The 25,517-nt window shown below is 69.1% G+C and carries 26 protein-coding genes; 22 read left to right on the top strand and 4 right to left on the bottom strand.

Going from position 1 to position 25,517, the window contains the following annotated elements:
* Positions 1 to 32 precede the first annotated feature (32 nt).
* Positions 33 to 1,091, top strand: coding sequence for a nitronate monooxygenase (locus E3T24_RS11660; RefSeq protein ID WP_134366688.1), 1,059 nt, complete (start codon positions 33 to 35; stop codon positions 1,089 to 1,091).
* A gap of 136 nt (positions 1,092 to 1,227) precedes the next feature.
* Here the strand turns inward: E3T24_RS11660 and E3T24_RS18185 are convergent, their stop codons facing one another.
* A complete protein-coding gene (locus E3T24_RS18185) occupies positions 1,228 to 1,878 on the bottom strand; it encodes an HNH endonuclease signature motif containing protein (RefSeq protein ID WP_277871431.1) in 651 nt (216 codons plus the stop codon).
* Positions 1,878 to 2,495 (bottom strand): DUF222 domain-containing protein, encoded by a 618-nt coding sequence (locus E3T24_RS18180; protein ID WP_255578701.1) that lies wholly within the window; start codon positions 2,493 to 2,495, stop codon positions 1,878 to 1,880. The genes E3T24_RS18185 and E3T24_RS18180 overlap by 1 nt, the downstream gene beginning before the upstream one ends.
* 153 nt (positions 2,496 to 2,648) lie before the next feature.
* Between E3T24_RS18180 and E3T24_RS11650 the strand changes: the two genes are divergently transcribed.
* The 4 genes from E3T24_RS11650 to E3T24_RS11635 all read left to right on the top strand — a co-directional run bounded on the left by E3T24_RS11650 (position 2,649) and on the right by E3T24_RS11635 (position 5,211).
* A complete protein-coding gene (locus E3T24_RS11650; protein ID WP_134366686.1) occupies positions 2,649 to 3,146 on the top strand; it encodes a type II 3-dehydroquinate dehydratase in 498 nt (165 codons plus the stop codon).
* 101 nt (positions 3,147 to 3,247) lie between these two features.
* Positions 3,248 to 3,808, top strand: coding sequence for an elongation factor P (gene efp, locus E3T24_RS11645; protein WP_134366685.1), 561 nt, complete (start codon positions 3,248 to 3,250; stop codon positions 3,806 to 3,808).
* Positions 3,808 to 4,227, top strand: coding sequence for a transcription antitermination factor NusB (gene nusB / locus E3T24_RS11640; RefSeq protein ID WP_134366684.1), 420 nt, complete (start codon positions 3,808 to 3,810; stop codon positions 4,225 to 4,227). Before efp ends, nusB begins: the two co-directional genes overlap by 1 nt.
* Before the next feature lie 24 nt (positions 4,228 to 4,251).
* Positions 4,252 to 5,211, top strand: coding sequence for a thioredoxin domain-containing protein (locus tag E3T24_RS11635; RefSeq protein ID WP_134366683.1), 960 nt, complete (start codon positions 4,252 to 4,254; stop codon positions 5,209 to 5,211).
* 19 nt (positions 5,212 to 5,230) lie between these two features.
* Here the strand turns inward: E3T24_RS11635 and E3T24_RS17385 are convergent, their stop codons facing one another.
* Positions 5,231 to 5,407, bottom strand: coding sequence for a hypothetical protein (locus E3T24_RS17385; protein WP_166787095.1), 177 nt, complete (start codon positions 5,405 to 5,407; stop codon positions 5,231 to 5,233).
* Positions 5,404 to 6,141 carry a hypothetical protein gene (locus tag E3T24_RS11630; RefSeq protein ID WP_134434640.1) on the bottom strand — a complete coding sequence of 246 codons (738 nt, stop codon included), beginning with the start codon at positions 6,139 to 6,141 and terminating at the stop codon, positions 5,404 to 5,406. Before E3T24_RS11630 ends, E3T24_RS17385 begins: the two co-directional genes overlap by 4 nt.
* Before the next feature lie 180 nt (positions 6,142 to 6,321).
* Between E3T24_RS11630 and pyrR the strand changes: the two genes are divergently transcribed.
* The 17 genes from pyrR (at position 6,322) to hisG (ending at position 25,491) form a co-directional block, all read left to right on the top strand.
* Positions 6,322 to 6,897, top strand: coding sequence for a bifunctional pyr operon transcriptional regulator/uracil phosphoribosyltransferase PyrR (gene pyrR, locus E3T24_RS11625; RefSeq protein WP_134366681.1), 576 nt, complete (start codon positions 6,322 to 6,324; stop codon positions 6,895 to 6,897).
* Positions 6,894 to 7,844 carry an aspartate carbamoyltransferase catalytic subunit gene (locus E3T24_RS11620; protein ID WP_134366680.1) on the top strand — a complete coding sequence of 317 codons (951 nt, stop codon included), beginning with the start codon at positions 6,894 to 6,896 and terminating at the stop codon, positions 7,842 to 7,844. Before pyrR ends, E3T24_RS11620 begins: the two co-directional genes overlap by 4 nt.
* The gene (locus tag E3T24_RS11615; RefSeq protein WP_134366679.1) at positions 7,845 to 9,194 is read left to right on the top strand and encodes a dihydroorotase; all 1,350 of its coding nucleotides are present in this window, start codon (positions 7,845 to 7,847) and stop codon (positions 9,192 to 9,194) included.
* Complete coding sequence (locus tag E3T24_RS11610; protein WP_134434639.1) at positions 9,187 to 9,744, top strand: hypothetical protein; 558 nt, start codon at positions 9,187 to 9,189, stop codon at positions 9,742 to 9,744. The genes E3T24_RS11615 and E3T24_RS11610 overlap by 8 nt, the downstream gene beginning before the upstream one ends.
* A gap of 1 nt (position 9,745) precedes the next feature.
* Positions 9,746 to 10,921, top strand: coding sequence for a glutamine-hydrolyzing carbamoyl-phosphate synthase small subunit (gene carA, locus E3T24_RS11605; RefSeq protein WP_241976135.1), 1,176 nt, complete (start codon positions 9,746 to 9,748; stop codon positions 10,919 to 10,921).
* Positions 10,921 to 14,208 (top strand): carbamoyl-phosphate synthase large subunit, encoded by a 3,288-nt coding sequence (gene carB, locus E3T24_RS11600; RefSeq protein WP_134366677.1) that lies wholly within the window; start codon positions 10,921 to 10,923, stop codon positions 14,206 to 14,208. Before carA ends, carB begins: the two co-directional genes overlap by 1 nt.
* Positions 14,205 to 15,089 carry an orotidine-5'-phosphate decarboxylase gene (pyrF, locus tag E3T24_RS11595; protein ID WP_174235667.1) on the top strand — a complete coding sequence of 295 codons (885 nt, stop codon included), beginning with the start codon at positions 14,205 to 14,207 and terminating at the stop codon, positions 15,087 to 15,089. The genes carB and pyrF overlap by 4 nt, the downstream gene beginning before the upstream one ends.
* The gene (gmk, locus tag E3T24_RS11590) at positions 15,082 to 16,002 is read left to right on the top strand and encodes a guanylate kinase (protein ID WP_134404304.1); all 921 of its coding nucleotides are present in this window, start codon (positions 15,082 to 15,084) and stop codon (positions 16,000 to 16,002) included. Before pyrF ends, gmk begins: the two co-directional genes overlap by 8 nt.
* 110 nt (positions 16,003 to 16,112) lie before the next feature.
* Entirely contained in the window at positions 16,113 to 16,370 is a 258-nt protein-coding gene (rpoZ, locus tag E3T24_RS11585; RefSeq protein WP_134366675.1) for a DNA-directed RNA polymerase subunit omega, read from the top strand.
* 26 nt (positions 16,371 to 16,396) lie between these two features.
* The gene (coaBC, locus tag E3T24_RS11580) at positions 16,397 to 17,608 is read left to right on the top strand and encodes a bifunctional phosphopantothenoylcysteine decarboxylase/phosphopantothenate--cysteine ligase CoaBC (RefSeq protein ID WP_134366674.1); all 1,212 of its coding nucleotides are present in this window, start codon (positions 16,397 to 16,399) and stop codon (positions 17,606 to 17,608) included.
* Positions 17,609 to 17,746: 138 nt separating this feature from the next.
* Positions 17,747 to 18,940, top strand: coding sequence for a methionine adenosyltransferase (gene metK, locus E3T24_RS11575; RefSeq protein ID WP_134366673.1), 1,194 nt, complete (start codon positions 17,747 to 17,749; stop codon positions 18,938 to 18,940).
* Positions 18,941 to 19,022: 82 nt separating this feature from the next.
* Positions 19,023 to 21,071 carry a primosomal protein N' gene (locus E3T24_RS11570; protein WP_134366672.1) on the top strand — a complete coding sequence of 683 codons (2,049 nt, stop codon included), beginning with the start codon at positions 19,023 to 19,025 and terminating at the stop codon, positions 21,069 to 21,071.
* Positions 21,072 to 21,989, top strand: a complete 918-nt coding sequence (gene fmt, locus E3T24_RS11565; protein ID WP_134366671.1) for a methionyl-tRNA formyltransferase — start codon at positions 21,072 to 21,074, stop codon at positions 21,987 to 21,989.
* A complete protein-coding gene (locus E3T24_RS11560) occupies positions 21,986 to 23,431 on the top strand; it encodes a transcription antitermination factor NusB (RefSeq protein WP_134366670.1) in 1,446 nt (481 codons plus the stop codon). The genes fmt and E3T24_RS11560 overlap by 4 nt, the downstream gene beginning before the upstream one ends.
* A gap of 221 nt (positions 23,432 to 23,652) precedes the next feature.
* A complete protein-coding gene (rpe, locus tag E3T24_RS11555) occupies positions 23,653 to 24,321 on the top strand; it encodes a ribulose-phosphate 3-epimerase (protein ID WP_134434638.1) in 669 nt (222 codons plus the stop codon).
* Positions 24,322 to 24,333: 12 nt separating this feature from the next.
* On the top strand, positions 24,334 to 24,597 hold the full coding sequence (locus tag E3T24_RS11550) for a phosphoribosyl-ATP diphosphatase (protein ID WP_134366668.1): 264 nt from the start codon (positions 24,334 to 24,336) through the stop codon (positions 24,595 to 24,597).
* A gap of 54 nt (positions 24,598 to 24,651) precedes the next feature.
* Positions 24,652 to 25,491, top strand: coding sequence for an ATP phosphoribosyltransferase (gene hisG, locus E3T24_RS11545; RefSeq protein ID WP_134366667.1), 840 nt, complete (start codon positions 24,652 to 24,654; stop codon positions 25,489 to 25,491).
* Positions 25,492 to 25,517: the final 26 nt, after the last annotated feature.

Here is a 25,517-nt window from a genome sequence, read left to right as displayed (position 1 = left end):
CCGTGCACCGCAACCGCCTGGCCCGGGGGAACATGTTTGCATGGAGTGATCTGAGAATACCGATCATCGCAGCGCCCATGGCGGGAGGTGCGTCCACACCTGAGCTCGTCGTCAGCGTCGGCGAGGCGGGAGGGCTGGGGTTCCTGGCCGCCGGATATAAGACGCCGGATGCGACGGCCCAGCAGATCATCGAGGTGCGGCAACGCACGCATCGCCCCTTCGGTGTCAACGTGTTCGTTCCTGGGCCGCCGCTGACTGACCAGACTGGAGTTGAGTCCTTCCGTGATGAACTGGCCGGGACCGCGCGGGCATACGGTGTGGAGCTGCCACCGATCCGGGTTGCGGATGACGACTGGTTCCCCGAGAAGCTGGCCCTGCTCGCCGAGCTGCGGGTCCCCGTGGTGTCTTTCACCTTCGGGCTGCCGCCGATCGAGTGGGTGCGGGAGCTGGGCGCTGCCGGCTCATACCTGATTGCGACGGTCACATCCGTTCAGGAGGCAGCGCTCGCCGGGGAACGAGGAATCGACGCGCTCTGCGTTCAGGGCACGGAGGCGGGAGGCCACCGAGGGACGTTCACCCCGGTTGAAGAGCCGGGGACAGTACCGCTGGCCGAGCTGGTCTCCGCCGTCCGTGAGGTCTCCCGGCTGCCGATCGTCGCAGCCGGCGGCATCCATTCCGGGGCGCAGATCGCCGCCCTCCGGGAGTCGGGAGCGGTCGCCGTGCAACTCGGAACCGGGTTCCTCCGCACCGATGAGTCAGGGGCCCACCCGTCGCACCAGGCTGCGTTCGCCGACCCGCGATTCTCTCGGACCGTGATCACGCGGGCGTTCTCCGGCCGCCCCGCCCGCGGCCTGCTGAACGCGTTCATCACCGAGCACGACGCCGCCGCACCCCGGGCCTATCCCCAGGTGCACCACCTCACGAAGGGGCTTAGGGCGGCAGCCGGCCGGCGCGGCGACCCGGACGGACTCGCGCTCTGGGCAGGCACCGGATACCGGTCTGCGAAAACCGGGCCTGCTTCGGACGTGCTGATGGGGCTGTGGGAGGAGACGCGCCTCGCGCCAGGCGCGGAAACGGAAAGGGACGTGTGACTGACCCGGTTGCTCGAACAGAGGTGGATCCGCTGCTGCCGGGTTCGCGGGATCCTGCTCAGGTTGCAGGGGGGCCGCGCTGTGGGAATCGTTGACGGCGAGGCCAGCGTCGGGCAACCCTCAGAACGGTGCGGGATCAGGGCCGGGATCGAGCACAGATTCCGGTGCAGGCTGCGGCGGCGGTTCCGGTGCCACGGCACGGATGACCGTGGCCGGCTCGGTCATGAACGAGCCGGCCACTCGGTGACATCCACTCCAGAACACCCAATTCGAGGTGCTTGACGCTCCACCCGGTCTCGCTTTTCAGCGCATGGCATGACGGACACAGGTGCGCGAGATTGTCCTCGGCTGTCAAACCGTTGAACTGCCAGTCCAGCGAATGGTCGATGTCCGAATGCGCCGCCGACCGGTTGCAGCCCGGGAACCGGCAGGTTTCGTCCCTCAGCCGGAGGTAGCGCTTGAGGTCGTTGGGCACCTTGTACCGATCCCGGCCGACCGAGAGCACCACCCCCGTCGCCGGATGCACCAGAAGCCGGGTGAAGCTCGGCGCCCCAGCCGCGATCCGCCGCGCGGTGTCGGCGTCAATCGGGCCGTACCCCTCCAGGTGGGCGGGTTCGTCATTGAGACCCATCAGGCTGAACACCGGGACCGTGATGTTCACCGAACCCCGGATGCCCTTGCCCAGTCCCGACGGCGTGACCCCGTTGAGGATGAGATCCTCGAACACGTCCGCCTTCAACTGGGTGAGCGTGCGGTCCTCCTCGGCGCACTGCAGACTCAGCGCCATCAGAGTTCGTAAGCGGCCTGCGCCTTCTCCGCGCTGGCGTAGAAGGTGAGCGACGCCATGCCGTCCGGCTCGGGCTCGAAGAACACGGCCCGGTCCTGCACGGATTTCTGGTGCCGCGCCTTGATCGTCTCCGGGTGCCACCGCTCCCGCAGAATCCGCGCGTTGTACTTCAGCTTCGAGGCGGTGAGAGTCGACGCGGATTTGAGTACCGCCGCTTCGAACTTCGCGCGCCCTTCTGCGGGAACCGACCAGGCCTGATTGATCACCGCCTTGGCGTGCTGGTAGCTGATCTCGCCCGATGCGAGCGCGGCCCGGGTCGCCGGGAGGTCACAGGCCAGGGCCCGGCTCTCCGCGACCAGGTTCTCCGCCGTGCGCTGCGGCACCCGGATCGTGCAGGCCAGTTCGCTGGAGAACTCCCGCTCGGCCACCTCCCGGGCGTCCCAGCGGGCACCCGGAATCCGGGCGGCGTTGTGGGCGATGGCCTGACCGAATCTGCGGGCGTCTTCGATCAGGCGAGCGACCTTGGCCTGGGCCCGGGCAACCTCACTGTGGGCGTCTTTGATCGCGTCGAAATGCCGGCCCATGGCCTCTCGCTCTTCGATCACTGCTGGCTTCATGAGGAACACGCTACGGGCACCCACCGACACGGCCCCGGCATCCGTGGACACCGTGGATAACCTGATCAAACCCACATTGTGGAGGACAAGTCGCACCCCGACAAGCAACACGGAGTGCAGTGGAGAACCGAGGGGAGCCTCTAGGCTGTGGTGATGACCACAGTCCTCGTTCTGAACGGCCCCAACCTTGGACGACTCGGCAGTCGCGAACCCGACGTCTACGGTTCGGCTGACCTCGACCAACTGCGGGCAACCCTCGTGCAGGCGGCACCCGCCGGGGTCACCGTCGATGTGCGCCAGACCGACGATGAGGCCGAGCTGATCCACTGGCTCTACGAAGCCGTCGACGAGCGGATCCCGGTGATCCTGAATCCGGCCGCGTTCACGCACTACAGCTACGCGCTGCGGGATGCCGCCGCCCTCGTCACCAAGGCCGGCCTCACCCTGGTGGAGGTGCACCTGTCCAACCCGCACGCCCGGGAGACCTTTCGCCACACCAGCGTGGTCAGCGCCGTCGCGACGGGAGTGATCGCCGGCTTCGGGTTCAATTCCTACCGCCTGGCCCTGGACTTCATCACCCGTTCCCTGGTCGACAGCACCGACAGCACCGACAGCACCGACAGCACCGACAGCACCGGTACAGCCCGCTGACCTGCCGCCGCGGCAGCCTTTGGCTCACAGGGCCGGGGCAACTACACTTGTTTGAGGCCGATTCGGCCGCGCACCTTCCTAATTGAATGGAACACCTTTTCATGGCATCTACCGCCGATATCCGAAATGGCGTCGTACTCAACATCGACGGCCAGCTCTGGGCTGTAACCGACTTCCAGCACGTCAAGCCCGGCAAGGGTGGCGCCTTCGTGCGCACCAAGCTGAAGAACGTCGTCACGGGCAAGACCGTCGACCGCACCTTCAACGCCGGCGCCAAGATCGAAACCGAGAACGTCGACCGCCAGGACTTCCAGTACCTGTACGCGGACGGCGACTCCTACGTCTTCATGGACGTCTCCGACTTCGACCAGCTGCACGTCCCCGCCCTGGTCGTGGGCGACGCCACCAACTTCATGCTCGAGAACCAGAACGTGACGATTGCCCTGCACAACGGCAACCCGCTCTACGTCGAGCTGCCGGCATCCGTCGTGCTCGAAATCACCTACACCGAGCCTGGCCTCCAGGGTGACCGCTCCACCGGCGGCACCAAGCCCGCCACGGTCGAAACCGGCTTCCAGATCCAGGTTCCGCTGTTCCTCGAGCAGGGCACCCGGGTCAAGGTAGACACCCGCACCGGCGATTACCTGGGCCGCGTCAACTAGTGAGCGCGCGCACTAAAGCGCGCAAGCGCGCGATCGACATTCTCTACATCGCCGACGTTCGGCAGATCACCATCCCGGAGTCCCTCGCCCTGGAAGCCCAGCGGGCGGCCAACGAGCCGGCCCGGATGGCGTCCTGGCTGTACGCGCGGGAGATCGTCGACGGCGTGGTGGACCACCGCGACGAGATCGACGAACTGATCGAGACGTACTCGCAGGGCTGGACGCTCAAGCGCATGCCCGTGATCGACCGCGCGATCCTGCGCATCGGCATCTGGGAGGTGCTCTTCAACGACGCCGTTCCGCACGCCGTCGCCATCGACGAGGCCGTCGAGGCCGCCAAGATCCTGTCGACGGATGACTCGGCCGGCTTCGTCAACGGACTACTCGGGCGCATCGCCCAAACCGCACCAACCGCGTAACCCGCGGCCAGCCAGGGGGACCGCATGACCAGCACCACGCCCGAACCGTCGAACGAGCCTGCTCCCTACATTCCGGTCCCCGGCTCACAGCCGTACCCGCAGCGGCCCAAGACGAACACGCTCGCGATCGTCTCCCTGGTGTCGGCGTTCTTCGTCTCCCTCGCCGCCGTGATCACCGGGCACATCGCGCTGGGCCAGATCAAGCGCCGCGGCGAAGGCGGGCGAGGCCTGGCCATCGCCGGCCTGATCCTCGGCTACGCCGGCATCGTCGCCACGATCATCGGCGTCGTGCTGTTGATCGTGTTCGCGGCGGCGCTGGGAGCATTCTTCAAAACCGCAACCCACGACGGATCCACCGGCGGGTCGACGTCGCAGGCAACGAGCCCGCCCCGGGCCGGCCTCCCCACCGGCACGGTCGGAGCGGCGAACTTCGACGCGGGGTACCTCGTCGTGGGCACGGGCCCCGACGTGGTCGACGTCTACTTCGACCCGATGTGCCCGTACTGTCAGCAGTTCGAGACGGCCAACGGCGACCAGCTCGCCGCCCTGGTGGCCGATGGGAGCATCACGCTGCGCCTGCACTCGCTGACCTTCCTCGACCGCGCCTCCCTCGGCACGGAGTATTCGTCCCGCGCCTCCGCCGCGCTGACCTGCCAGGCCACGCTGAACCCCGACGCCACTCTCGACTACCTCGCCGCCCTGTTCGCGAACCAGCCCGCGGAGAACACCGAAGGTCTCAGCGACGACGAGCTGGTGGCCCTCGCCGGCGACGGTTCGAGCATCGCGGAGTGCGTCGCATCCGGTGACTACCAGGCCTGGTCCCAGGCCAACACGGAGCAGGCCCTCACCGGCACCATCCCGGATGCCGACATCACGCAGATTCAGGGCACGCCCACCGCACTGGTCAACGGCAGCGTCTACTCCGGCAGCGTCACCGACCCGGCCGAGTTCCTCGCCTTCCTCGGCGCCAACGCCGTCTCCTAGCCCGGCGCCCTGACCCGGGTCAGGTGGAGACGCTGATGCTGGCGACGTTTCCGACGATGGATGCCCACGGGCGGATGTCGTCACCCGGCTGCTTCTTGTAGGGGTGGCCCGTGTGATCGCGGCAGTCGAAGGCGATCTCGGCCTCGAACGCGACGCCGATGGCGTAGGTGTGCGAGCCCTGCAACTGCAGCGTCACCGACAGGTCGGTGAACGCCTGCCGCTGTGAATTGATGACGGACCCGCCCTGCCCGCTCTCGCTGAACCTGAACAGACTGCGTGAACCGAATGGCCCAGGAGCTCCCACTGGCCCGTGACCGGGTCGATCTCCCAGCCGGCCAGATAGGCCGTGCCGCGGTACGCGAAGTGAGCGAACCCGGCCGGTGTGCCGGGCATGTGCCACCAGCGGGTTTCGGTGACGAGATCGATGTCGGCGCTCACGGTGACGGTGGAGAGGCTGGCCCGGGGAGTGATGCTGACGCCGGTACCGGCGAAACCGATGTAGCTCGAGTTCAGCGCGGAGACGTTGACCCAGCTGAACAGGCGGCCGTCCTTCTCCGAGGCGGAACTGCCGGCGGGCTGGCCCTTCTCCGTGTTCGACCACCGGTACCGGTACCGGTGGTCGCCCGGCGGCGCGACGAACCAGTACCTCTTGAAATCAGCCTCCGCCGGAATGTAGAGGCTGTCCGGCCAGGTCAGGGTGAAGACCGGACGGTCCCGGAAATACTGCGAGAATACCGCGTCCCGGTACTTGTGCACGCTCTCGAGCCGGGCCTCCTCGGTGGGAGCCAGGAGCTCGAGTTCGCGCTGCACGGACTCGATCTCCTGACGCCGCAACAGGCTGATCGGCCCGGCTGGTGCGCCCACCTCCGAGGCGAACGGGGACGGGCCCCGAGCTTCCCCTCGTCGTGACGCCTCGTCCGTCGGCGACATTGTCGGTCTCCCTCCGCAGCCTTTCCCGGGTCTGGCCCATCGTTGCCGGTAGCTTAACCGCGGCCGGCGCCCGTTGCTAGGGGGACCGCGGCCAGGGGAGGCGGCGTGAGGTGTTAGGGTGAAATCGGAAAAGATTTCCTTTAACAGCCGTCCGGTGAGGCGGGGAAGGAGGTCAGGTTTATGGCACGAACAGTGCTGAACCAGGCTGACATCACGCGAGCGTTGACTCGGATCTCCCACGAGATCCTGGAGTCCAATCGCGGCGCTGACAATCTCGTGATCCTGGGGATCCCCACCCGCGGTGTGGTACTCGCCCAGCGGATCGCGGAGACGATCCGGCGGATCGAACCGGCGGCGACCGGGGTGCGGGTCGGCTCCCTCGACGTCACGATGTACCGCGACGACCTCGCTCACACCCGCACCCGAACCCCCTCACGCACCCACGTCCCTGGGAGCATCGAGGGGGCCACCGTCGTGCTTGTCGACGACGTGCTGTACTCGGGCCGCACCATTCGTGCCGCCCTCGACGCCCTCGGCGACCACGGCCGCCCCACCGTCGTGCGCCTGGCCGTTCTGGTCGACCGCGGGCACCGGGAGCTGCCGATCCGTGCGGACTTCGTGGGCAAGAACCTGCCCAGCTCGACCGACGAACGCATCAACCTGCACCTGCTGGAGGTCGACGGCGACGAATTCGTCAGCATCGACGGCGGAGACGGCCCAGCGCACGTGGGCGCAGAGAACGAGGACGCGTCATGAGGCACCTCCTGTCGACCAAGGACATGAGCCGGGACGACGCGATCACGCTCCTCGACATCGCCGAGGACATGGCGGATGTCGCCGACCGCGAGGTCAAGAAGCTTCCGACCCTGCGCGGCAAAACCGTGGTCAACCTCTTCTTCGAGGACTCGACCCGTACCCGGATCTCGTTCGAGGCGGCCGCCAAGCGGCTCAGCGCCGACGTGATCAACTTCAGCGCGAAAGGATCGAGCGTGTCGAAGGGCGAGAGCCTCAAGGACACGGCCCAGACCCTCGCCGCCATGGGGGCGGATGCCGTCGTGATCCGCCACCCGGCCTCCGGCGCCCCGCACGTGCTCGCCGAAAGCGGCTGGATCGACGCCGGCATCATCAACGCGGGCGACGGGATGCACGAGCACCCGACCCAGGCGCTGCTGGACGCGTTCACCATCCGTCGTCGCCTGCACCAGGGCGGTGCCCGCGGGAAAGGCCTGGACGGCGTCACGGTCACCATCGTCGGCGACATTCTGCACTCCCGGGTCGCCCGCTCCAACGTGTGGCTGCTCACCACGTTGGGGGCACACGTCACGTTCGTCGCCCCGCCCACGCTGCTGCCGATGGACCTGACGGGGTGGCCGGCCGAGGTGGGTTTCGACCTGGACGCCGCGATCGACTCCGGCCCGGACGTGGTCATGATGCTGCGCATCCAGCTGGAACGGATGAACGCCGCGTTTTTCCCGAACAGCCGGGAGTACTCGCGCCGCTGGGGCCTGGACGATGAGCGTTTCGCCCGGCTGGCTCCGACTAGCATTGTGATGCACCCCGGCCCCATGAATCGCGGCCTGGAAATATCTTCAGCGGCGGCCGACTCGGCCGGCTCAACCGTGCGCGAACAGGTCGCGAACGGTGTTTCAGTGCGGATGGCGGCACTGTACCTGCTGCTGTCCGGCGATCGGGAGGATTCATAAATGTCCAGCGAACGCGCTGCCAGCACGCGCTACCTGATCAGGGGCGCCACACTTCCGGACGGAACCGGCACTGACCTGGTGCTCGCCGACGGACGCATCACCGAACTCGGCTCCGGTCTCTCCAGCGCCGGAGCGAGCGTCATCGACGCCGCCGGCCTGATCGCCCTGCCGGGACTCGTCGACCTGCACACGCACCTGCGCGAGCCGGGATTCGAGCAGAGCGAGACCATCCTCACCGGCAGCCGGGCCGCCGCGATCGGAGGCTTCACCAGCGTCTTCGCCATGGCCAACACCTCGCCCGTTCAGGACACGGCCGGGGTCGTCGAGCAGGTCCTCGCCCTCGGCGAACGGGCCGGCTACGTCACCGTGCAACCCATCGGCGCGGTCACCGTCGGACTCGCGGGGGAGCGCCTCGCCGAACTCGGCGCAATGGCGGCCAGCCGCGCCCGGGTACGGGTCTTCTCCGACGACGGCTTCTGCGTGTCGGACCCGCTGCTGATGCGCAGGGCCCTGGAATACGTCAAGGCGTTCGACGGGGTCGTCGCCCAGCACGCCCAGGAACCGAGACTGACCGAGAAAGCTCAGATGAACGAGGGCGCCCTCTCCGGCGAACTCGGGCTGACGGGCTGGCCGGCGGTCGCCGAGGAATCGATCATCGCCCGCGACGTGCTGCTGGCCGAGCACGTGGGGTCCCGCCTGCACGTGTGCCACGTGTCGACGGCCGGCTCGGTCGACGTCATCCGCTGGGCCAAGGCCCGTGGAATTAACGTGACGGCCGAGGCCACGCCCCACCACCTGCTGCTGACCGAAGACCTGGTCGTCGGTTACGACGCCCGGTTCAAGGTGAACCCCCCGCTGCGCCGCCGGGAAGACGTGGAGGCACTGCGCGCCGGCCTCGCCGACGGCACGATCGACATCGTGGCCACCGATCATGCCCCGCACCCAGTGGAGTCAAAGGACTGCGAATGGGATGCCGCGGCGAACGGCATGGTCGGCCTCGAGTCCGCCCTGTCCGTCGTGCACGCGGCCGTGGTCGCCGGCGGACAGCTGGACTGGTCCGACATCGCCCGGGTGCTCTCGGCCACCCCCGCCCGGATCGGCCGCGTGAACGGCCAGGGCCAGGGGCTCGTCGTGGGCGCTCCCGCCGAGCTCACCCTCTACGATCCGTCGGCCAGCCGGGTCTTCGACCGCGAGGACCTGGCCGGCAAGGGCGTCAACTCGCCCTACCTGACCATGACCCTGCCCGGCCGGGTGCACGCCACCTTCCACCGGGGCTACGCCACAGTGCTGGACGGAATGCTGCGGCCGATCGCGGAGATCGCCGCCCACGGGGAGAACGACCGTGGCTAGGACCATCGCCACCGTCATCACCGTCGCGGTGCTGCTCGGCGTGCTCGCGCTGATGTACCGCAGCTGGCGCGGCCGCGGCCGGCGCGACGCGGCACTGCCGGCCGGTTACCCCCTGCCGGTCGACGCCGGCGCCGAACTGGCGTCCGTCGCCGTGTTCTACGTGGCCACCACCCTGCGCGGCCGACCGCTGGAGCGCCTCAACATCAGCGGGCTCGGCTTCCGGGCCAGGGCACGCCTCGCCGTGACCGAGGCCGGCGTCATGCTGGTCCTCGCCGGCGAGGAGACCGTCTTCATCCCCGACGCCGCGATCCAGGTGCTCGAGGACGCGACCTACGCCATCGACCGCGTGGTCGAGCCGGACGGGCTGCTTCTGCTGGGCTGGCGCCTGGCCGGGCCGACCACCGGCGCGTCCCGGGTGGACGAGCCCCAGACCGTCGACAGCTATTTCCGAGTCCTTGACCCATCCGACCGCGTCAAACTGAACGACGCCATCCGAACCATTGCGGCCGACGCCCTGCGCCCGGCCACGCATGATGAAAGCGAGGCGTAGCGTGAGCAACGCAGCGACCCCCGACCGACCGACTGCCGCCGTACTCGTGCTCGAAGACGGCCGCCGCTACGAAGGCCGGGCCTACGGCAGCCAGGGCCAGACCCTCGGCGAGATCGTCTTCGCCACCGGCATGACCGGCTACCAGGAGACCCTCACCGACCCGTCCTACGCCGGCCAGATCGTGCTGATGACGGCTCCGCACATCGGCAACACCGGCGCCAACGACGAAGACATGGAATCCCGCCGCATCTGGGTCTCCGGTTTCGTGGTGCGCGAGCCGGCCCGGATCGCCTCCAACTTCCGGTCGACCCGCAGCCTGGACGATGACCTCGAGAGCGGGGGAGTCGTCGGGATCAGCGGCATCGACACGCGCGCCATCACCCGCCACATCCGGTCCGCCGGCGCCATGAGAAGCGGCATCTTCTCCGGTGACCGCTTCGCCATTTCCGACGGCGAACAGCTCGAGCTGGTGCGCTCCGGCGCCGCCATGCGCGGCCGCAACCTGTCCGACGAGGTCTCCACCGTTGAGCCGTTCTCGGTCCCCGCGCAGGGGGAACGCATCGGTTCGGTCGTCGTGCTCGACCTCGGCGTCAAGACGTCCACTCTCAACCACCTGGCCGCACGCGGCTTCGAGGTTCTGGTGCTGCCCCAGTCGGTCACCGCGGAGCACGTGCTCTCGCTGAACCCCTCGGCCGTCTTCTTCTCGAACGGCCCCGGCGACCCGGCCGCCTCCGACGCCCACGTGACGCTCCTGCAGGAAATCCTGCGCGCCGGCGTGCCCTACTTCGGGATCTGCTTCGGCAACCAGCTGCTCGGCCGCGCGCTGGGGTTCCGTACCTACAAGCTGCCTTTCGGCCACCGCGGCATCAACCAGCCGGTCCTCGACAAGAGCACCGGCCGGGTGGAGATCACGTCCCAGAACCACGGTTTCGCCGTGGACATGCCGATCGAGGGCGTGCACGACTCCCGCACCGGATTCGGCAAGGTCGAAGTGAGCCACTACAGCCTCAACGACCAGGTGGTCGAGGGCATCCGCTGCCTCGATATTCCCGCCTTCTCGGTGCAGTACCACCCGGAGTCCGCGGCCGGCCCGCACGACGCCGAGTACCTTTTTGATCGGTTCAGGGAAGTGGTGGTCGCTCATCGTGCGGCCGCCGGAGCAGGAGACGCCAAGTAATGCCCAAGCGCGACGACATCAACAGCGTTCTCGTCATCGGGTCGGGACCGATCGTGATCGGCCAGGCCTGCGAGTTCGACTACTCGGGCACCCAGGCGTGCCGCGTGCTGCGGGCAGAGGGAGTCAGGGTCATCCTGGTCAACTCGAACCCGGCCACGATCATGACCGACCCCGACTTCGCCGACGCCACCTACATCGAGCCGATCACCCCGGAGATCCTCGAAACGATCATCGCCAAGGAGCGTCCGGATGCGATCCTGCCCACTCTCGGCGGGCAGACGGCGCTCAACGCGGCCATCCAGCTGCACGAGCGCGGCATCCTGGCCAAGTACGACGTGGAACTGATCGGCGCCTCCTTCGAGGCCATCCAGAAGGGGGAGGACCGCCAGATCTTCAAGCAGCTGGTGCTTGACGCGGGCGCCGGCGTCGCCCGCTCCTACATCGCCCACACGGTCGACGAGGCCGTCGGGTTCGCAGGCGACCTCGGCTACCCCCTGGTCGTTCGCCCCTCCTTCACGATGGGCGGCCTCGGTTCCGGCTTCGCCTACACCGAGCCCGAACTGCGCCGCATCGTCGGCGACGGGCTGCACCAGAGCCCCACCAGCGAGGTCCTGCTCGAGGAGTCCATCCTCGGCTGGAAGGAGTACGAGCTGGAAATGATGCGCGACACCGCCGACAACACGGTCGTCGTCTGCTCGATCGAGAACGTGGACCCCGTCGGCGTGCACACCGGCGACTCGATCACGGTCGCCCCGGCCCTGACCCTGACCGACCGCGAGTACCAGAAGCTGCGCGACATCAGCATCGACATCATCCGCGCCGTCGGCGTGGACACCGGCGGCTGCAACATCCAGTTCGCGATCAACCCGGCCGACGGCCGCATCATCGTGATCGAGATGAACCCGCGCGTCTCCCGCTCGTCCGCCCTGGCCAGCAAGGCGACCGGCTTCCCGATCGCGAAGATCGCGGCCAAGCTCGCCCTCGGCTACCGGCTGGACGAGATCCCGAACGACATCACCGGCGTCACCCCGGCCAGCTTCGAGCCCACCCTGGACTACGTCGTGGTCAAGGTGCCCCGGTTCGCGTTCGAGAAGTTCCCGGCCGCCGACCAGCGCCTGACCACTACCATGAAGTCCGTGGGCGAGGCGATGGCCATCGGCCGCAGCTACACCTCCGCGCTGCAGAAGGCGCTCCGCTCGCTGGAGAAGCGCGGCTCCTCCTTCCACTGGGGTGCCGAGACCCGCACGGTCGAGGAACTCCTCACCGTCGCGGAGGTTCCGACGGACGGGCGCATCGTGACCGTGCAGCAGGCGCTCCGCCGGGGCGCCACGATCGAGCAGGTCTTCGAGGCCACCAAGATCGACCCCTGGTTCATCGACCAGATCGTGCTGATCAACGAGATCGCCGACGAGATCGCGGCCGCCGAGCGGCTCGACACCGACATCCTCCTCCGGGCCAAGGACCACGGCTTCTCCGACGCCCAGATCGGCGAGCTGCGCGGATTCGGCGAAGCGGATGTCCGCACGGTGCGCCACATCCTCGGGGTGCGCCCGGTCTTCAAGACCGTCGACACCTGCGCAGGCGAGTTCCCCGCGCTGACGCCGTACCACTACTCCAGTTACGACCAGGATACCGAGGTCGTGCCCAGCGACCGCAAGAAGGTCGTCATCCTCGGCTCCGGCCCGAACCGGATCGGCCAGGGCGTCGAGTTCGACTACTCCTGCGTGCACGCCTCCTTCGCCCTCTCCGAGGCCGGCTACGAGACGATCATGATCAACTGTAACCCGGAGACGGTCTCGACCGACTACGACACCTCCGACCGGCTCTACTTCGAGCCGCTCACCCTGGAAGACGTGCTCGAGGTCATCCACGCCGAAAGCCGGAGCGGCGAACTCGTCGGCGTGGTCGTGCAGCTCGGCGGCCAGACCGCGCTCGGCCTCGCCAAGGGGCTAGAAGCCGAGGGGATCCCGATCCTCGGCACCACCCCGGCGGCGATCGACCTGGCGGAGGAGCGCGGACTGTTCTCCGGCATCCTCGACCAGGCGGGCCTGCTCGCGCCCCGCAACGGCGTGGCCACCGACTACGCCGGCGCCGTCGTGGTGGCCGAGGAGATCGGCTACCCCGTGCTCGTGCGCCCGAGCTACGTGCTCGGCGGCCGGGGCATGGAGATCGTCTACGACTCCGCGTCACTGGCCGACTACTTCACCCGGATGGCCGGTCAGGGCATCATCGGCCCGTCGCATCCGTTACTCGTGGACCGGTTCCTCGACGACGCGATCGAGATCGACGTTGACGCCATCTACGACGGCACCGAGCTTTACATCGGCGGCGTGATGGAGCACATCGAGGAGGCCGGGATCCACTCCGGCGACTCGAGCTGCACCCTGCCGCCGGTCACCCTCGGCCGCGCGGAGATCGACCGGGTGCGCGAGGCGACGCTCGGCATCGCCCGCGGCATCGGCGTGCGCGGCCTGCTGAACGTGCAGTTCGCCATCGGCGCCGGCGTGCTCTACGTGCTCGAAGCGAACCCTCGCGCCTCGCGCACCGTGCCGTTCGTGGCCAAGGCCCTCGGCATCACCCTGGCCAAGGCCGCCGCGCTGATCATGGTCGGCAAGACCATCGCCGAACTGAAGGCCGAGGGCAAGCTGCCCCTGATCGACGGCTCCAGGGTGCCGATGGATGCCCCGGTCGCCGTGAAGGAAGCCGTGCTCCCGTTCAACCGGTTCCGCACGCCGGAGGGCCTGGTCGTGGATTCCGTGCTCGGGCCGGAGATGCGCTCGACCGGTGAGGTCATGGGCATCGACCGCGACTTCCCGCGGGCCTTCGCCAAGAGCCAGCTCGCGGCCTACGGCGGAATTCCGCTCACCGGCACCGTCTTCGTCTCGGTCTCCGACCGGGACAAGCGCGCCATCATCCTGCCCATGCTGCGGCTGCAGCAGCTGGGCTACACCATCACGGCGACGGAAGGGACCGCGGAGGTCCTGCAGCGGAACGGCATCCGTGCCGGCATCGTGACCAAGTTCAGTGAGAAGGCCGACGAGGCGGACGTGTCGATCGTGGAACTGATCCGCCGCGAAGAGGTGCAGATCGTCATCAACACGCCCGGCGGCCGCACCGCCCGCGCCGACGGCTACGAGATCCGCGCGGCCGCGGTCGCCGCGGACCTCCCGCTGTTCACCACCATCGCCGAGTTGAGCGCAGCCGTTGCCTCGCTCGACGCCATCCGCGGCGGCTTCGAGGTGACCTCGCTGCAGGAGTACACCACCACCCGGACCAACGCGCTGTGAACGGGGGAGACGGCGCGGCCGGCCCGTCGACCTTCGGCGGGCGGCTGGGGCAGGCCTTCTCGCGCTGGGGGCAGCTGTGCGTCGGGATCGACCCGCACGCCTGGCTCCTGACGGACTGGGGGCTGCCGGACACGGCTGCGGGCGCCGAGTCGTTCGGACGGCAGGTCGTGGCGGCCTCCGCCGGGCAGGTGGGCCTGGTGAAGCCGCAGGTGGCGTTCTACGAGCGGTTCGGCTCGGCCGGCTACGTGGCGCTGGAACGCGTCCTGGCGGACGCCCGTGAGGCCGGCCTGCTCGTGATCGCCGACGTCAAGCGCGGCGACCTGGGCACCAGCGTCGAGGCCTACGGGCAGGCGTGGCTCAGCCCCGGTTCGGCCCTCGAGGTCGACGCCATCACCGTGAACGCCTACATGGGCGTCGGCTCGCTCGCGGAGGTCTTCACCCTCGCCGGTGAAACCGGGAAGGGCCTCTTCCTGCTCGCAGCGACCTCGAACCCGGAGGCGGCGGCCATCCAGCGCGCCGTCGTCGCCGACGGGCCGCAGGCCGGCGTCACCGTCGCGCGCGCGGTCTTCGATGACGTTTCCGGCCGGAATGCGGGCAGTGTCACCGAGCTGGGCTCGTTTGGGGTTGTGCTCGGGGCGACCCTGGACCTGGCCACGTTCGGCCTCGATCTGTCGTCGGCACCCGCGACCGGGCTCACGCCCATACTCGCCCCGGGCTTCGGTCACCAGGGCGCGGAGGTGTCTAAACTGAGGATCTTGTACGGGGGGTACGCTCGAGGCGTTATCGTGAGTGAATCGCGCAGCGTTCTAGCGGTCGGCCCCGACCGAATCAAAAAGATGATTGCGCGCCGAGTAGTTGAAGCTGGAGCGGCCCGTGGCTGAGAAACGCCCTACCCCACCTGACGTCGACCGGGTTGCAGCCTCGCGCGCAGCCGTGGCGGCCCGCCGAGCGCGCGCCGCCGTTAAAACGCAGATCGCACACGGAAAACGTTCGGCACTCGAAGTGCTGGCTGCGGCCACGGAAAGCCCGGAGGGCATCGAGGGCCGGCTGCGGGTGACGGAATTCCTGGTGAGCATCCCGGCCATCGGCGTCACCAAGATGCACCGCATCATGGAGAAGCTCGAGATCTCGCCATCGAAGCGTTTAGGCGGCCTCGGCAAGCACCAACTCGCCCGGTTGCAGGACTTCCTCACCACCCGCACCACCTCCCGGCGCGGAGAATCCGCCGCCCGCCTGGTTGTTCTCGCCGGACCGACCGCGGTCGGCAAGGGAACCGTTGCCGCCTACATCCGTCAGCACTACCCCGACGTGCACCTGTCGGTGTCGGCGACGACGCGGGCGCCCCGGCCGGGCGAGACCGAAGGCGTGAGCTACTTCTTCGTCGACGACGCCGAGTTCGACCGCATGGTCGATGCCGGGGAACTCCTGGAATGGGCGACCGTGCACAACGCCTACCGGTACGGCACCCCCCGCGGCCCGGTCGACGAAGCCCTCAGCCACGGCGACAGTGTGCTCCTCGAAATCGACATCCAGGGCGCCCGTGCCGTTCGCCGGGCCATGCCGGAAGCCCGGCTTGTCTTCCTGCTGCCGCCCACCTGGGAGGAACTCGTGCGTCGGCTGATCGGCCGGGACACCGAAAGTGGCGCCGAACAGACCCGCCGACTGGAGACCGCCAAGCTCGAATTGGCAGCCCAGGGGGAGTTCGATTTCCGGGTCGTGAACCACGACGTGGCCGAGGCCGCCCGCGAGGTCGTAGACTTGTTGAATCTGCGCAAGGCACCGCCGCTGCCATAGCGCCCGTTTTGTCGTGAATTTCCGCGCCGCGTGACTCACGCGACCACCTGCATCATCTGCCCGCTGCTGCCACGTTTCGCAGCACGAACCGCTCTGAAGGAGTGACACCAATGGCCACCAAGCTCACTGGCATCATTGACCCGCCCATCGACGACCTGCTGACCAAGGTCGACTCCAAGTACGCCCTCGTCGTCTTCGCCTCCAAGCGCGCACGCCAGATCAACGACTACTACGCGGACCTGCACGAAGGCAGCCTCTTCGACAACGTCGGTCCCCTCGTCGACTCGACTGTGGAGGACAAGCCGCTCTCGGTCGCCCTGCGCGAGATCAACGAGGACAAGCTCGTCTCCCGCCCCATCGTCGAGTAACACAGCTCGCAGCCAGAGCGCGCAGGATGTCGTCAGGTCGTACGGTCGTCGTCGGGATAACCGGCGGCATCGCCGCATACAAGGCCGTCAACGTCGTGCGCGCTTTTGTGTTGCGGGGAGACACCGTGCACGTCGTGGCCACGCCGGCGGCCCTGCGGTTCGTGGGCAAGCCCACCCTGGAGGCCATCTCCCGGAACCCCGTGCACACGGACCTGTATGAGGGCGTGGCCGAGGTGCGGCACGTGGCGATCGGGCAGTCCGCCGACCTGATCGTCGTGGCACCGGCCACGGCGAACAGCATCGCGAAGCTGGCCGCCGGTCTCGCCGACGACCTGCTCGGAAACACCATCCTGGCCAGCACCGCCCCGCTCGTGATCGCGCCGGCCATGCACACGGAAATGTGGAACAACCCGGCCACCGTCGCCAACGTCGCGACCCTGCGCGCGCGCGGCGTCACCATCGTCGGGCCCGGCACCGGCCCGCTGACCGGGTCAGACACCGGGGCCGGCCGGATGGCCGAACCGGACACGATCGTCGCCGCGGCACTCGCCGCCCTGGCCGCGACTGAGAACGGCCGCCCGCAGTCGGACCTCGCGGGGAAGCGCATCGTGATCACCGCCGGCGGCACCCGGGAACCGCTCGACCCGGTGCGCTTCCTCGGGAACCGCTCCAGCGGCAAGCAGGGCGTAGCCCTGGCGGAGGCCGCCGCGGCACGGGGAGCCACCGTGATCCTGATCGCCGCCAACCTGGAGGTCCCGGCCCCCACCACGGTTCAACTCCTGCTGGTGAGCTCGGCGCTCGACCTGGAACGGGCCGTCACCGAGACAGCCGCCGACGCCGACGCCGTGATCATGGCCGCCGCGGTGGCGGACTACCGGCCGGCGACCGTACGGGCGGACAAGATCAAAAAGGACGACACCGGGGACTCGCTCGTGCTGGAACTCACCCGCAACCCCGACATCCTGGCCGGGCTCGCGGCCGGGAAGAAGCCCGGGCAGGTCCTGATCGGCTTCGCCGCCGAAACCGAGACCGACCCTGACCTGCTTCTCGCCCTGGGCCGGGCCAAGCTCGCCCGCAAGGGCTGCGATTTCCTGGTGGTCAACCGGGTGGGATGGTCGGAGGGATTTGCCTCGGACCGTAACGAAGTCAGGGTGCTCGACAGCGCCGGAGATATAGTGTGTGAGGCCTCCGGAACCAAGATGTCGGTGGCCCAGCGCATCCTTGACCTGATCGCCTGAGCCTGCCGGGCATCCGTTCACGGGTTGCCGGGCTGTTCGCGGCGCCGGAGTCCTCCGGGGCCGGTCGGGTCGGGTTTTTTCACCATGTTCACTTCAACACGTTGTTCACCGGCGTGTTCATCAACAGAGACGGGCCAGATGAGCGATCTTCGCCTCTTCACCTCGGAATCAGTCACCGAGGGTCACCCCGACAAGATCTGCGACCAGATCTCCGACAGCATCCTCGACGCCCTCCTCGCCGAAGACCCGAACAGCCGCGTCGCGGTCGAGACCCTCGTCACGACCGGCCTCGTGCACGTGGCGGGCGAGGTCACCACCGAGGCCTACGTCGAGATCCCGTCGATCGTGCGCAAGTGCATCACCGACATCGGCTACGACTCGTCGGACGTGTGGTTCGACGGCCGGTCCTGCGGTGTGGAGATCTCCATCGGCGGGCAGTCTCCCGACATCGCGCAGGGCGTCGACAACGCCTTCGAGCGCCGGGAAGAGTCGAGCGTCGACGACTTCGACCGTCAGGGAGCCGGCGACCAGGGCATCATGTTCGGCTACGCCACCCGCGAGACGCCCGAGCTGATGCCGATCCCGATCTGGATCGCGCACCGCCTCGCGGAACGCCTGGCCGAGGTGCGCAAATCCGGCGAACTGGACTACCTGCGTCCCGACGGCAAGACCCAGGTCACCATCGGTTACGACGGCATCACGCCGCGGACCGTGCAGACCGTCGTGCTCTCCACCCAGCACTCGCCGTCGGTCTCCAACGAACGGCTGCGCGCCGAGGTCGAAGAACTGGTCATCCGGCCCGTGCTCGCCCGGGTCGAGCTTGATTCCAGCGACCTGAACATGCTGATCAACCCAACCGGCCGCTTCGAGATCGGCGGCCCCCAGGGTGATGCCGGCCTCACCGGCCGCAAGATCATCATCGACACCTACGGTGGCTCGAGCCGGCACGGGGGGGGAGCGTTCAGCGGCAAGGACCCCTCGAAGGTCGACCGGTCCGCCGCCTACGCGATGCGCTGGGTCGCCAAGAACGCGGTGGCCGCCGGACTCGCCGAGCGACTCGAAATCCAGGTCGCGTACGCGATCGGCAAGGCCTCCCCGGTCGGGCTGTACGTGGAGACCTTCGGCACCGGCACCCTCCCGGACCGTGACATCACCGCCGCGATCCGCGAGGTCTTCGACCTCCGCCCGGCCGCGATCATCGCGTCCCTCGACCTGCTCCGCCCGATCTACCTGCAGACGGCCGCCTACGGCCACTTCGGCCGGGAACTGCCCGACTTCACCTGGGAGCGACTCGACCGGGTCGACGACCTGCGAAGCGCAGCCCGGCTGTGACCTGCCATGTTGTGACCAGCCGTGTTGTGACCAGCCGTGTTGTGACCAGGCCGGAGCGGCGCCGACGACAGGGACGCTGACGGTGACCCGCGCCGGCCTCGTGGCACGCGTGCTGATCGATTCGCCCCTTCCCCAGCTCGACCACCTGTTCGACTACAGCATTCCTCCGGAGCTCGCGGACCTCGCCCTTCCCGGCGTGCGGGTCAAGGTGCCGCTGCGCTCGGCCAGCCGGGTCGCCGAGGGCTACCTGATCGAGGTCCTGGGCGCGCCGGAACAGGCGCAGGCCGAGGCCGGTGCCGAGTTCCAGGGCGCGCTCAGCCCCATCGACGGCGTGGTCTCCGCGGCCCAGGTGCTGACCCCGGCGGTCTGGCAGCTGGCCCGGCGACTGGCCGACCGGGCCGCCGGGAACGCGAGCGACATCATCCGTCTCGCCGTGCCGCCGCGGCAGGTGCGGGTGGAGAAGGCGTGGCTGGCCGCGCGAGCGGCGGCCGGGGCCGACGCCGTGCCGGGCGACGCTTCGAGCGCAACGGATACCGTTGCGTTCTTCACCGACTACCCCCAGGACTCACTCGGCCCGCCCGTGCTGGCCCGGCAGCGGCTCTGCGTCGCCGCAGTGCCCGACCTCGTGCCGCTTCCGGACGGACGCACCATCGGGCTCTGGGCGCGGACCATGGCTGAGCTGGCCGTGGCGACCCTGGCTGCCGGCCGCAGCGCGGTGCTCGTCGTTCCGGACTACCGCGACCAGGACCAGGTGCAGGCGGCCCTCGACCAGCTTGCCCCGACCGGCTCCGTCAGCCGGGTCGACGCCCGTCAGCCGAACCCGGACCGGTATCGGGCGTTCCTGGCCTGCCTCGAGCCGGCGCCGCGGATCGTGCTCGGCAACCGGTCCGCGGTCTACGCGCCCGCCCATGACCTCGGCCTGATCGCGCTCTGGGACGACGGGGACCCGCTGCACAGCGAACCGCTCAGCCCCTATGTGCACGCCCGCGACGCCTCCCTCGTGCGCCAGGGGCAGGCCGACTGCGCGCTGGTGTTCCTCGGCCACTCCCGCACAGTGGAGGTGCAGCGCCTGGTCGAAATCGGCTGGCTGACCGAGGTGCACCCGGCCCGGAACCGGCATCCCCGGGTGATCCCCACCGACTTCCAGTCGGAGCCCGACCCGCAGGCGCGGGCCGCGCGCATCCCCACGGCCGCGTGGCTGGCCGCCAAGGAGGCCGTCAAACACGGCCCCGTCCTGGTGCAGGTGGCCAGCCCGGGCTACGCACCCATGCTCGCCTGCCAGAGCTGCAAGAAGTCCGCCCGCTGCACCACGTGCCAAGGCCCGCTGGGCCTGGCCTCGGCTTCGGCCACCCCGTCGTGCCGCTGGTGTGGCGCCCTCGCGGCGGACTGGGCCTGCGTGCACTGCGACGGCCGGAGCCTGCGGGTGGTCACCCTGGGCACCGGGCGCACCGCCGAGGAACTCGGCCGGGCGTTCCCCGGCGCACGGGTGATCGTGGCCGACGGCGACCATCAGCTGCAGCAGCTGGGGGCCGAACCGGCCCTGGTGATCGCCACCCGCGGGGCGGAGCCCATCCCGACCGGCGGCTACCGAGCCATCCTGCTGCTGGACGGCGAACGGATGCTCGCCCGCGAGTCCCTGCGGGTCGGGGAGGACTGCCTCCGCTGGTGGTCCAATGCCGCCGCCCTCGCGGGACCGGGCGCCCCGGTGATCCTGGTCGGGGTCGGCGGGGTCCTGGCGCGGTCGCTGAACAACTGGCAGCCCGAGGCTCTCGCCGCGGCGGAATTGTACGACCGGCGCCAGCTGCGATTCCCGCCCGCGGTGCGCGTCGCATCCGTCACCGGCACCGCCGCGGACGTCGCCGTGGCCGTGGTCGACCTGGCCGGGATGGACGGCGTGGACGTGCTCGGCCCGGTCAGCACGGAGCCTGGCAGTGCGGGGCCGGGTAGCACGGGGGCGCCGCTCGTGCGCGCCATCGTGCGCTTCGCGTACGGCAGCACCGGCGACGACGTGGCCCGGCTCCTCAAAGCCGCCATCGTGCGCAATGCGGCCCGGCGTCGGCGCCCCAAGGGGGCAGCGTTCCGCCCCGCGCCTACACTCAAAGTACGATTCGATGACCCGGAGCTGCTCTAAATGAAACTCGTCTTCGCCGGCACGCCCCAGGCGGCCGTGCCCAGCCTGGTGCTGCTGAACGATTCCCGCCACGAGATCGCGGCCGTCATCAGCCGGGCGGATGCCCCGCTCGGCCGTAAACGCCTGCTCACCCCCTCGCCAGTGGCGCAGGCCGCCGAGGAGCGCGGGCTGCGCCTGCTGAAGGCAAACCGCCTCGACGCGTCCGCGACCGAGGAGATCGCCGCCCTGCAACCCGATCTCGGGGTGATCGTGGCCTACGGCGGACTCGTCCGCGAGCCGCTCCTGTCGGTGCCCAGACTGGGCTGGATCAACCTGCACTTCTCCCTCCTACCGCGCTGGCGCGGCGCGGCGCCCGTGCAGTGCGCCGTCATCGCCGGGGACGAACTCACCGGTGCCGCCGTGTTCCAGCTGGTGCCCGAGCTCGACGCCGGCCCGGTGTTCGCCCAGTCGTCCGAGACGATCGGCGCGGATGCCACCTCCGGCAGCCTGCTCGCGGGCCTCAGTGAGAGCGGCGCCCGGCTGCTGCTGCAGGTGATCGATGACCTCGAGGCCGGCGTCGTCTCACCGGTGGCCCAGGTCGGCGAGGTCACCCTCGCCCCCAAACTCACCCTCGCGGATGCCCGCATCGACTGGTCCGCATCGGCGCAGGCCGTGTACAGCCGCGTGCGCGGCGTCACCCCGGAGCCCGGCGCCTTCACGGAGCTCGCCGGCGCCCGCCTCAAACTTCTCGACGTGGCCCCGGCCACGGGGGCCGAGCCGCACCCCGCAGGCCTGATCCGAGAGATCGACAAGAAAGTGCTGATTGGAACGGGAACGGAGCCCCTCGAGCTCGTCACCGTGCAACCGGCCGGAAAGAAACCAATGAAGGCAGTCGACTGGTGGCGTGGAGTAGCGGCGACGGAGGTGGTCGCCTCATGAGCGACGAGCTTAACCGTGACCGGAGGCAGGAACCGCGCCGCCAGGAGCGTCGGCGGGAGCGGGCCCCCACCGACTTCGTGCAGCCGGCCCGCCGGGTCGCCTACGAGGTGATCGCCGCAGTGCGGGAATCCGACGCCTACGCCAACCTGCTGCTGCCCACCCGCATCAAACGGGCGGCCCTGAACACCGCGGATGCCGCGCTGGCCACCGAGCTGACCTACGGAACCCTGCGGATGCAGGGGTTCTACGACCGGGTGATCGCCGAGGCGGCCGGTCGCCCGGTCACCGCGATCGACCCGGCCATCCTCGACGTGCTGCGCCTGGGCACGCACCAGCTGCTCGCCACCCGGGTGGCGACCCACGCGGCCGTCAATGAGTCCGTCGAACTGGCCCGCCAGGTCGGGTCCCGCGCGGCCACCGGGTTCACGAACGGGGTGCTGCGCACCATCTCCCGTTCCACCCCCGAGGAGTGGCGCGACCGCGTCCTCGCCGGGGCCACCGGCGAGGACGACCGGCTCGCCGCGGAGCACTCGCACCCGGTCTGGGTGGTGCGGGCGTTCCGCCAGTCCCTGCGCCTCGAAGGGCGCGAGGCCGAGCTGGAAGACCTCCTGATCGCCGACAACGCCGCACCCCGGGTGAACATGGTGGCCCTGCCCGGCCTGAGCAACACGGAGGACACCGAGGGTCTCGGCGTCGCCAACGCGTTCTCGCCGGCCGGCTTCGTGCTCGCCGGCGGCGACCCCCTGCACATAATGCAGGACAGCGACGGCCGCGTCCGGGTGCAGGACGAGGGTTCCCAATTGGCCGCCCTCAGCCTCAGCCGGGCCCGGCCGATCGCACCGGGAGAGCGTTGGCTCGACCTCTGCGCGGGCCCCGGCGGCAAGGCCGCGCTGCTGGCCGCCGAAGCGCTGGGCGGGGGAGCCCACCTCGTCGCCAACGAACTCGTCCCGGCCCGGGCCACACTCGTGCGCAAGGCTCTGGCCGCCGTCCCGACCGATGTGGCGGTCTGGGAGCAGGACGGCACCACCTTCGCCGACGCGCACCCCGAGGAATTCGACCGGATCCTCCTCGACGCTCCGTGCACCGGGCTCGGCGCGCTGCGCCGCCGCCCGGAAGCGCGCTGGCGCAAGCAGCCCAAGGACGTCGCCGAGCTCTCCGACCTGCAGTCCGGCCTGATCGACGCGGCCCTCGGCGCCCTCAAGCCCGGCGGCATCCTCGCCTACGTCACCTGCTCGCCGCACATCGCGGAAACCCGCGGGATCGTCGCGTCCGCCCTCAAGAAGTGGGGCGACCGGGTACACACCCTCGACACTGCCGCCGTGCTGCAGGGGCTGAGCAGCTCCGAGCTTGACCTCCCCGACGACGGCCACAGCGTGCAACTCTGGCCGCACCGCCACGGCACCGACGCCATGTTCATCACGCTGCTCGAGCGCACCGCATAGCCGGTGCCTCCGGCTCGATCCGGTGCACCGGTGTCGAACCAATTCGACGGAGATTCTGGTCTAAAACCGTGTTTTCAGGTGTGTTTGGGGCCGATTCCGGCAAAATCTCCGTCGAATTCGTTCGGGCGGGTCGGGCGGGTCGGGCCCGCCTGGATTTGCGCCGCTGCGAGGGCCGGGACCCTCCGCCACTCCAGAGTGGCTCACCGCAGTAGGGTGAAAACATGGTCACCAGGATTAACCCCAGCATTCTCGCCGCCGATTTCGCCAATCTCGAACGTGACCTCGGCCGCATCCGCTCGGCTGACCTGGTGCACGTCGACATCATGGACAACCACTTCGTGCCCAACCTGACGTTCGGGCCGCCCGTGGTCGACCGGCTGGCGCAGGTGTCCCCGCTTCCGTTCGACCTGCACCTGATGATCGAAAACCCGGAACTCTGGGCACCGGGTTACGCGGAGGCCGGGGCGTTCTCGGTCACCTTCCACGCCGAGGCCACCACCAACCCGGTCGCCCTGGCCCGGAGGCTCCGCCAGATCGGCGCCCGGGCCGGCATCGCCCTCAAGCCCGGCACGGCCATCGAGCCCTACCTCGAGCTGCTGCCCGAGTTCGACCAGGTGCTGATCATGACCGTCGAACCCGGCTTCGGCGGCCAGAGCTTCATGCCCTCCACCATGCGCAAACTCCGCACCCTGTCCGAGGCCGTGAATAAGACCGGCCTGGACGTCTGGCTGCAGGTCGACGGCGGAATCACCGAGGAGACGATCGTGATCGCCGCCGAGGCCGGGGCCAACACCTTCGTGGCGGGCTCCAGCGTGTTCAACTCGCCCGACCCGGCGAAGCAGATCGCCCTGCTGCGCGCCGCCGCGAACGAACACCCGCACGCGCACTAGTACCCTAGACAGGTGAAGACTTTCGACGACCTGTTTGCTGAACTGAGCGACAAAGCCCGGACTCGGCCGGAGGGCTCGGGGACCGTGCGCGAGCTCGATGCCGGCGTGCATGCCATCGGCAAGAAGATCGTGGAGGAAGCCGCCGAAGTCTGGATGGCTGCCGAGTTCCAGAGCGACGACGAGGCGGCGGCCGAAATGAGCCAGCTGCTGTACCACGTGCAGGTGATGATGCTGGCGAAGGGGCTCACCCCCGCCGACGTCTACCGGCATCTGTAGCAGCCGATCGTTTCCGAGCCCGCAAAGATTCTTCCAAACGCAGAGAGTGATCCCATGCTGAGAATTGCCGTGCCCAACAAGGGCTCGCTGTCCGAAACCGCCGCCCAGATGCTGCACGAGGCCGGCTACACCGGTCGCCGTGACCCGCGCGACCTCGTGGTCTCCGACCCGCTGAACGACGTCGAGTTCTTCTACCTGCGCCCGCGGGACATCGCGACCTACGTCGGCTCCGGCGCCCTCGACGTGGGTATCACCGGCCGCGACCTGCTGCTCGACTCGCGCTCCACCGCCCAGGAGATCGCCAGCCTCGACTTCGGCGACTCCACGTTCCGCTTCGCCGGACCGGCCGGCCGCTTCTCCACCCTGGCCGACCTGTCCGGACTGCGCGTCGCGACGAGCTACCCCGGACTGGTCGAGACCTTCCTCGCCGGGCACGACGTCGAGGTGCACCTGGTTCCCCTCGACGGCGCCGTCGAGTCCGCCGTGCAGCTGGGCGTGGCGGATGCCGTCGCCGACGTGGTCTCCACCGGCACCACCCTGCGCAAGGCCGGCCTGGAGATCTTCGGCCCGGTCATCCTGCAGTCCACCGCCGTGCTGATCAGCTCCGAAAACGACAAGCCCGGCATCGCGACCCTGCTGCGCCGGCTGCAGGGCGTGCTCGTCGCCCGCCAGTACGTGCTGATGGACTACGACATCCCCCTGACGCTCCTCGACGACGCCTGCCTGCTGGCGCCGGGCATCGAGTCGCCCACGGTGTCGTCCCTGCACGACCCGGACTGGGTGGCCGTTCGGGTGATGATCCCGCGCCTGAACACGAACCACGTCATGGACGCCCTCTACGAGCTCGGCGCGCGCGCCATCCTGATCAGCGCCATCCACAACGCCCGCCTCTGACGCGGTCGGTCGGCAAACGGTAACGG

The organism is Cryobacterium sp. TmT2-59 (genome assembly GCF_004403545.1).
GTDB lineage: Bacteria > Actinomycetota > Actinomycetes > Actinomycetales > Microbacteriaceae > Cryobacterium > Cryobacterium shii.
The sequence above is the reverse complement of the archived record's forward strand: the minus strand, read 5'-3'. Positions and strand labels throughout refer to the sequence as shown.

Coding starts and splice junctions, on each gene's coding strand:
- E3T24_RS11635 (WP_134366683.1), top strand. CDS start 4,252: ATGACCAGCACCACGCCCGAACCGTCGAACGAGCCTGCTCCCTACATT.
- fmt (WP_134366671.1), top strand. CDS start 21,072: ATGAAACTCGTCTTCGCCGGCACGCCCCAGGCGGCCGTGCCCAGCCTG.
- E3T24_RS11650 (WP_134366686.1), top strand. CDS start 2,649: ATGACCACAGTCCTCGTTCTGAACGGCCCCAACCTTGGACGACTCGGC.
- hisG (WP_134366667.1), top strand. CDS start 24,652: ATGCTGAGAATTGCCGTGCCCAACAAGGGCTCGCTGTCCGAAACCGCC.
- efp (WP_134366685.1), top strand. CDS start 3,248: ATGGCATCTACCGCCGATATCCGAAATGGCGTCGTACTCAACATCGAC.
- metK (WP_134366673.1), top strand. CDS start 17,747: ATGAGCGATCTTCGCCTCTTCACCTCGGAATCAGTCACCGAGGGTCAC.
- rpe (WP_134434638.1), top strand. CDS start 23,653: ATGGTCACCAGGATTAACCCCAGCATTCTCGCCGCCGATTTCGCCAAT.
- coaBC (WP_134366674.1), top strand. CDS start 16,397: ATGTCGTCAGGTCGTACGGTCGTCGTCGGGATAACCGGCGGCATCGCC.
- carB (WP_134366677.1), top strand. CDS start 10,921: ATGCCCAAGCGCGACGACATCAACAGCGTTCTCGTCATCGGGTCGGGA.
- E3T24_RS18185 (WP_277871431.1), bottom strand. CDS start 1,878: ATGGCGCTGAGTCTGCAGTGCGCCGAGGAGGACCGCACGCTCACCCAG.
- E3T24_RS18180 (WP_255578701.1), bottom strand. CDS start 2,495: ATGAAGCCAGCAGTGATCGAAGAGCGAGAGGCCATGGGCCGGCATTTC.
- E3T24_RS11620 (WP_134366680.1), top strand. CDS start 6,894: ATGAGGCACCTCCTGTCGACCAAGGACATGAGCCGGGACGACGCGATC.
- E3T24_RS11660 (WP_134366688.1), top strand. CDS start 33: ATGTTTGCATGGAGTGATCTGAGAATACCGATCATCGCAGCGCCCATG.
- rpoZ (WP_134366675.1), top strand. CDS start 16,113: ATGGCCACCAAGCTCACTGGCATCATTGACCCGCCCATCGACGACCTG.
- E3T24_RS11615 (WP_134366679.1), top strand. CDS start 7,845: ATGTCCAGCGAACGCGCTGCCAGCACGCGCTACCTGATCAGGGGCGCC.
- E3T24_RS11630 (WP_134434640.1), bottom strand. CDS start 6,141: ATGTCGCCGACGGACGAGGCGTCACGACGAGGGGAAGCTCGGGGCCCG.
- E3T24_RS11560 (WP_134366670.1), top strand. CDS start 21,986: ATGAGCGACGAGCTTAACCGTGACCGGAGGCAGGAACCGCGCCGCCAG.
- pyrR (WP_134366681.1), top strand. CDS start 6,322: ATGGCACGAACAGTGCTGAACCAGGCTGACATCACGCGAGCGTTGACT.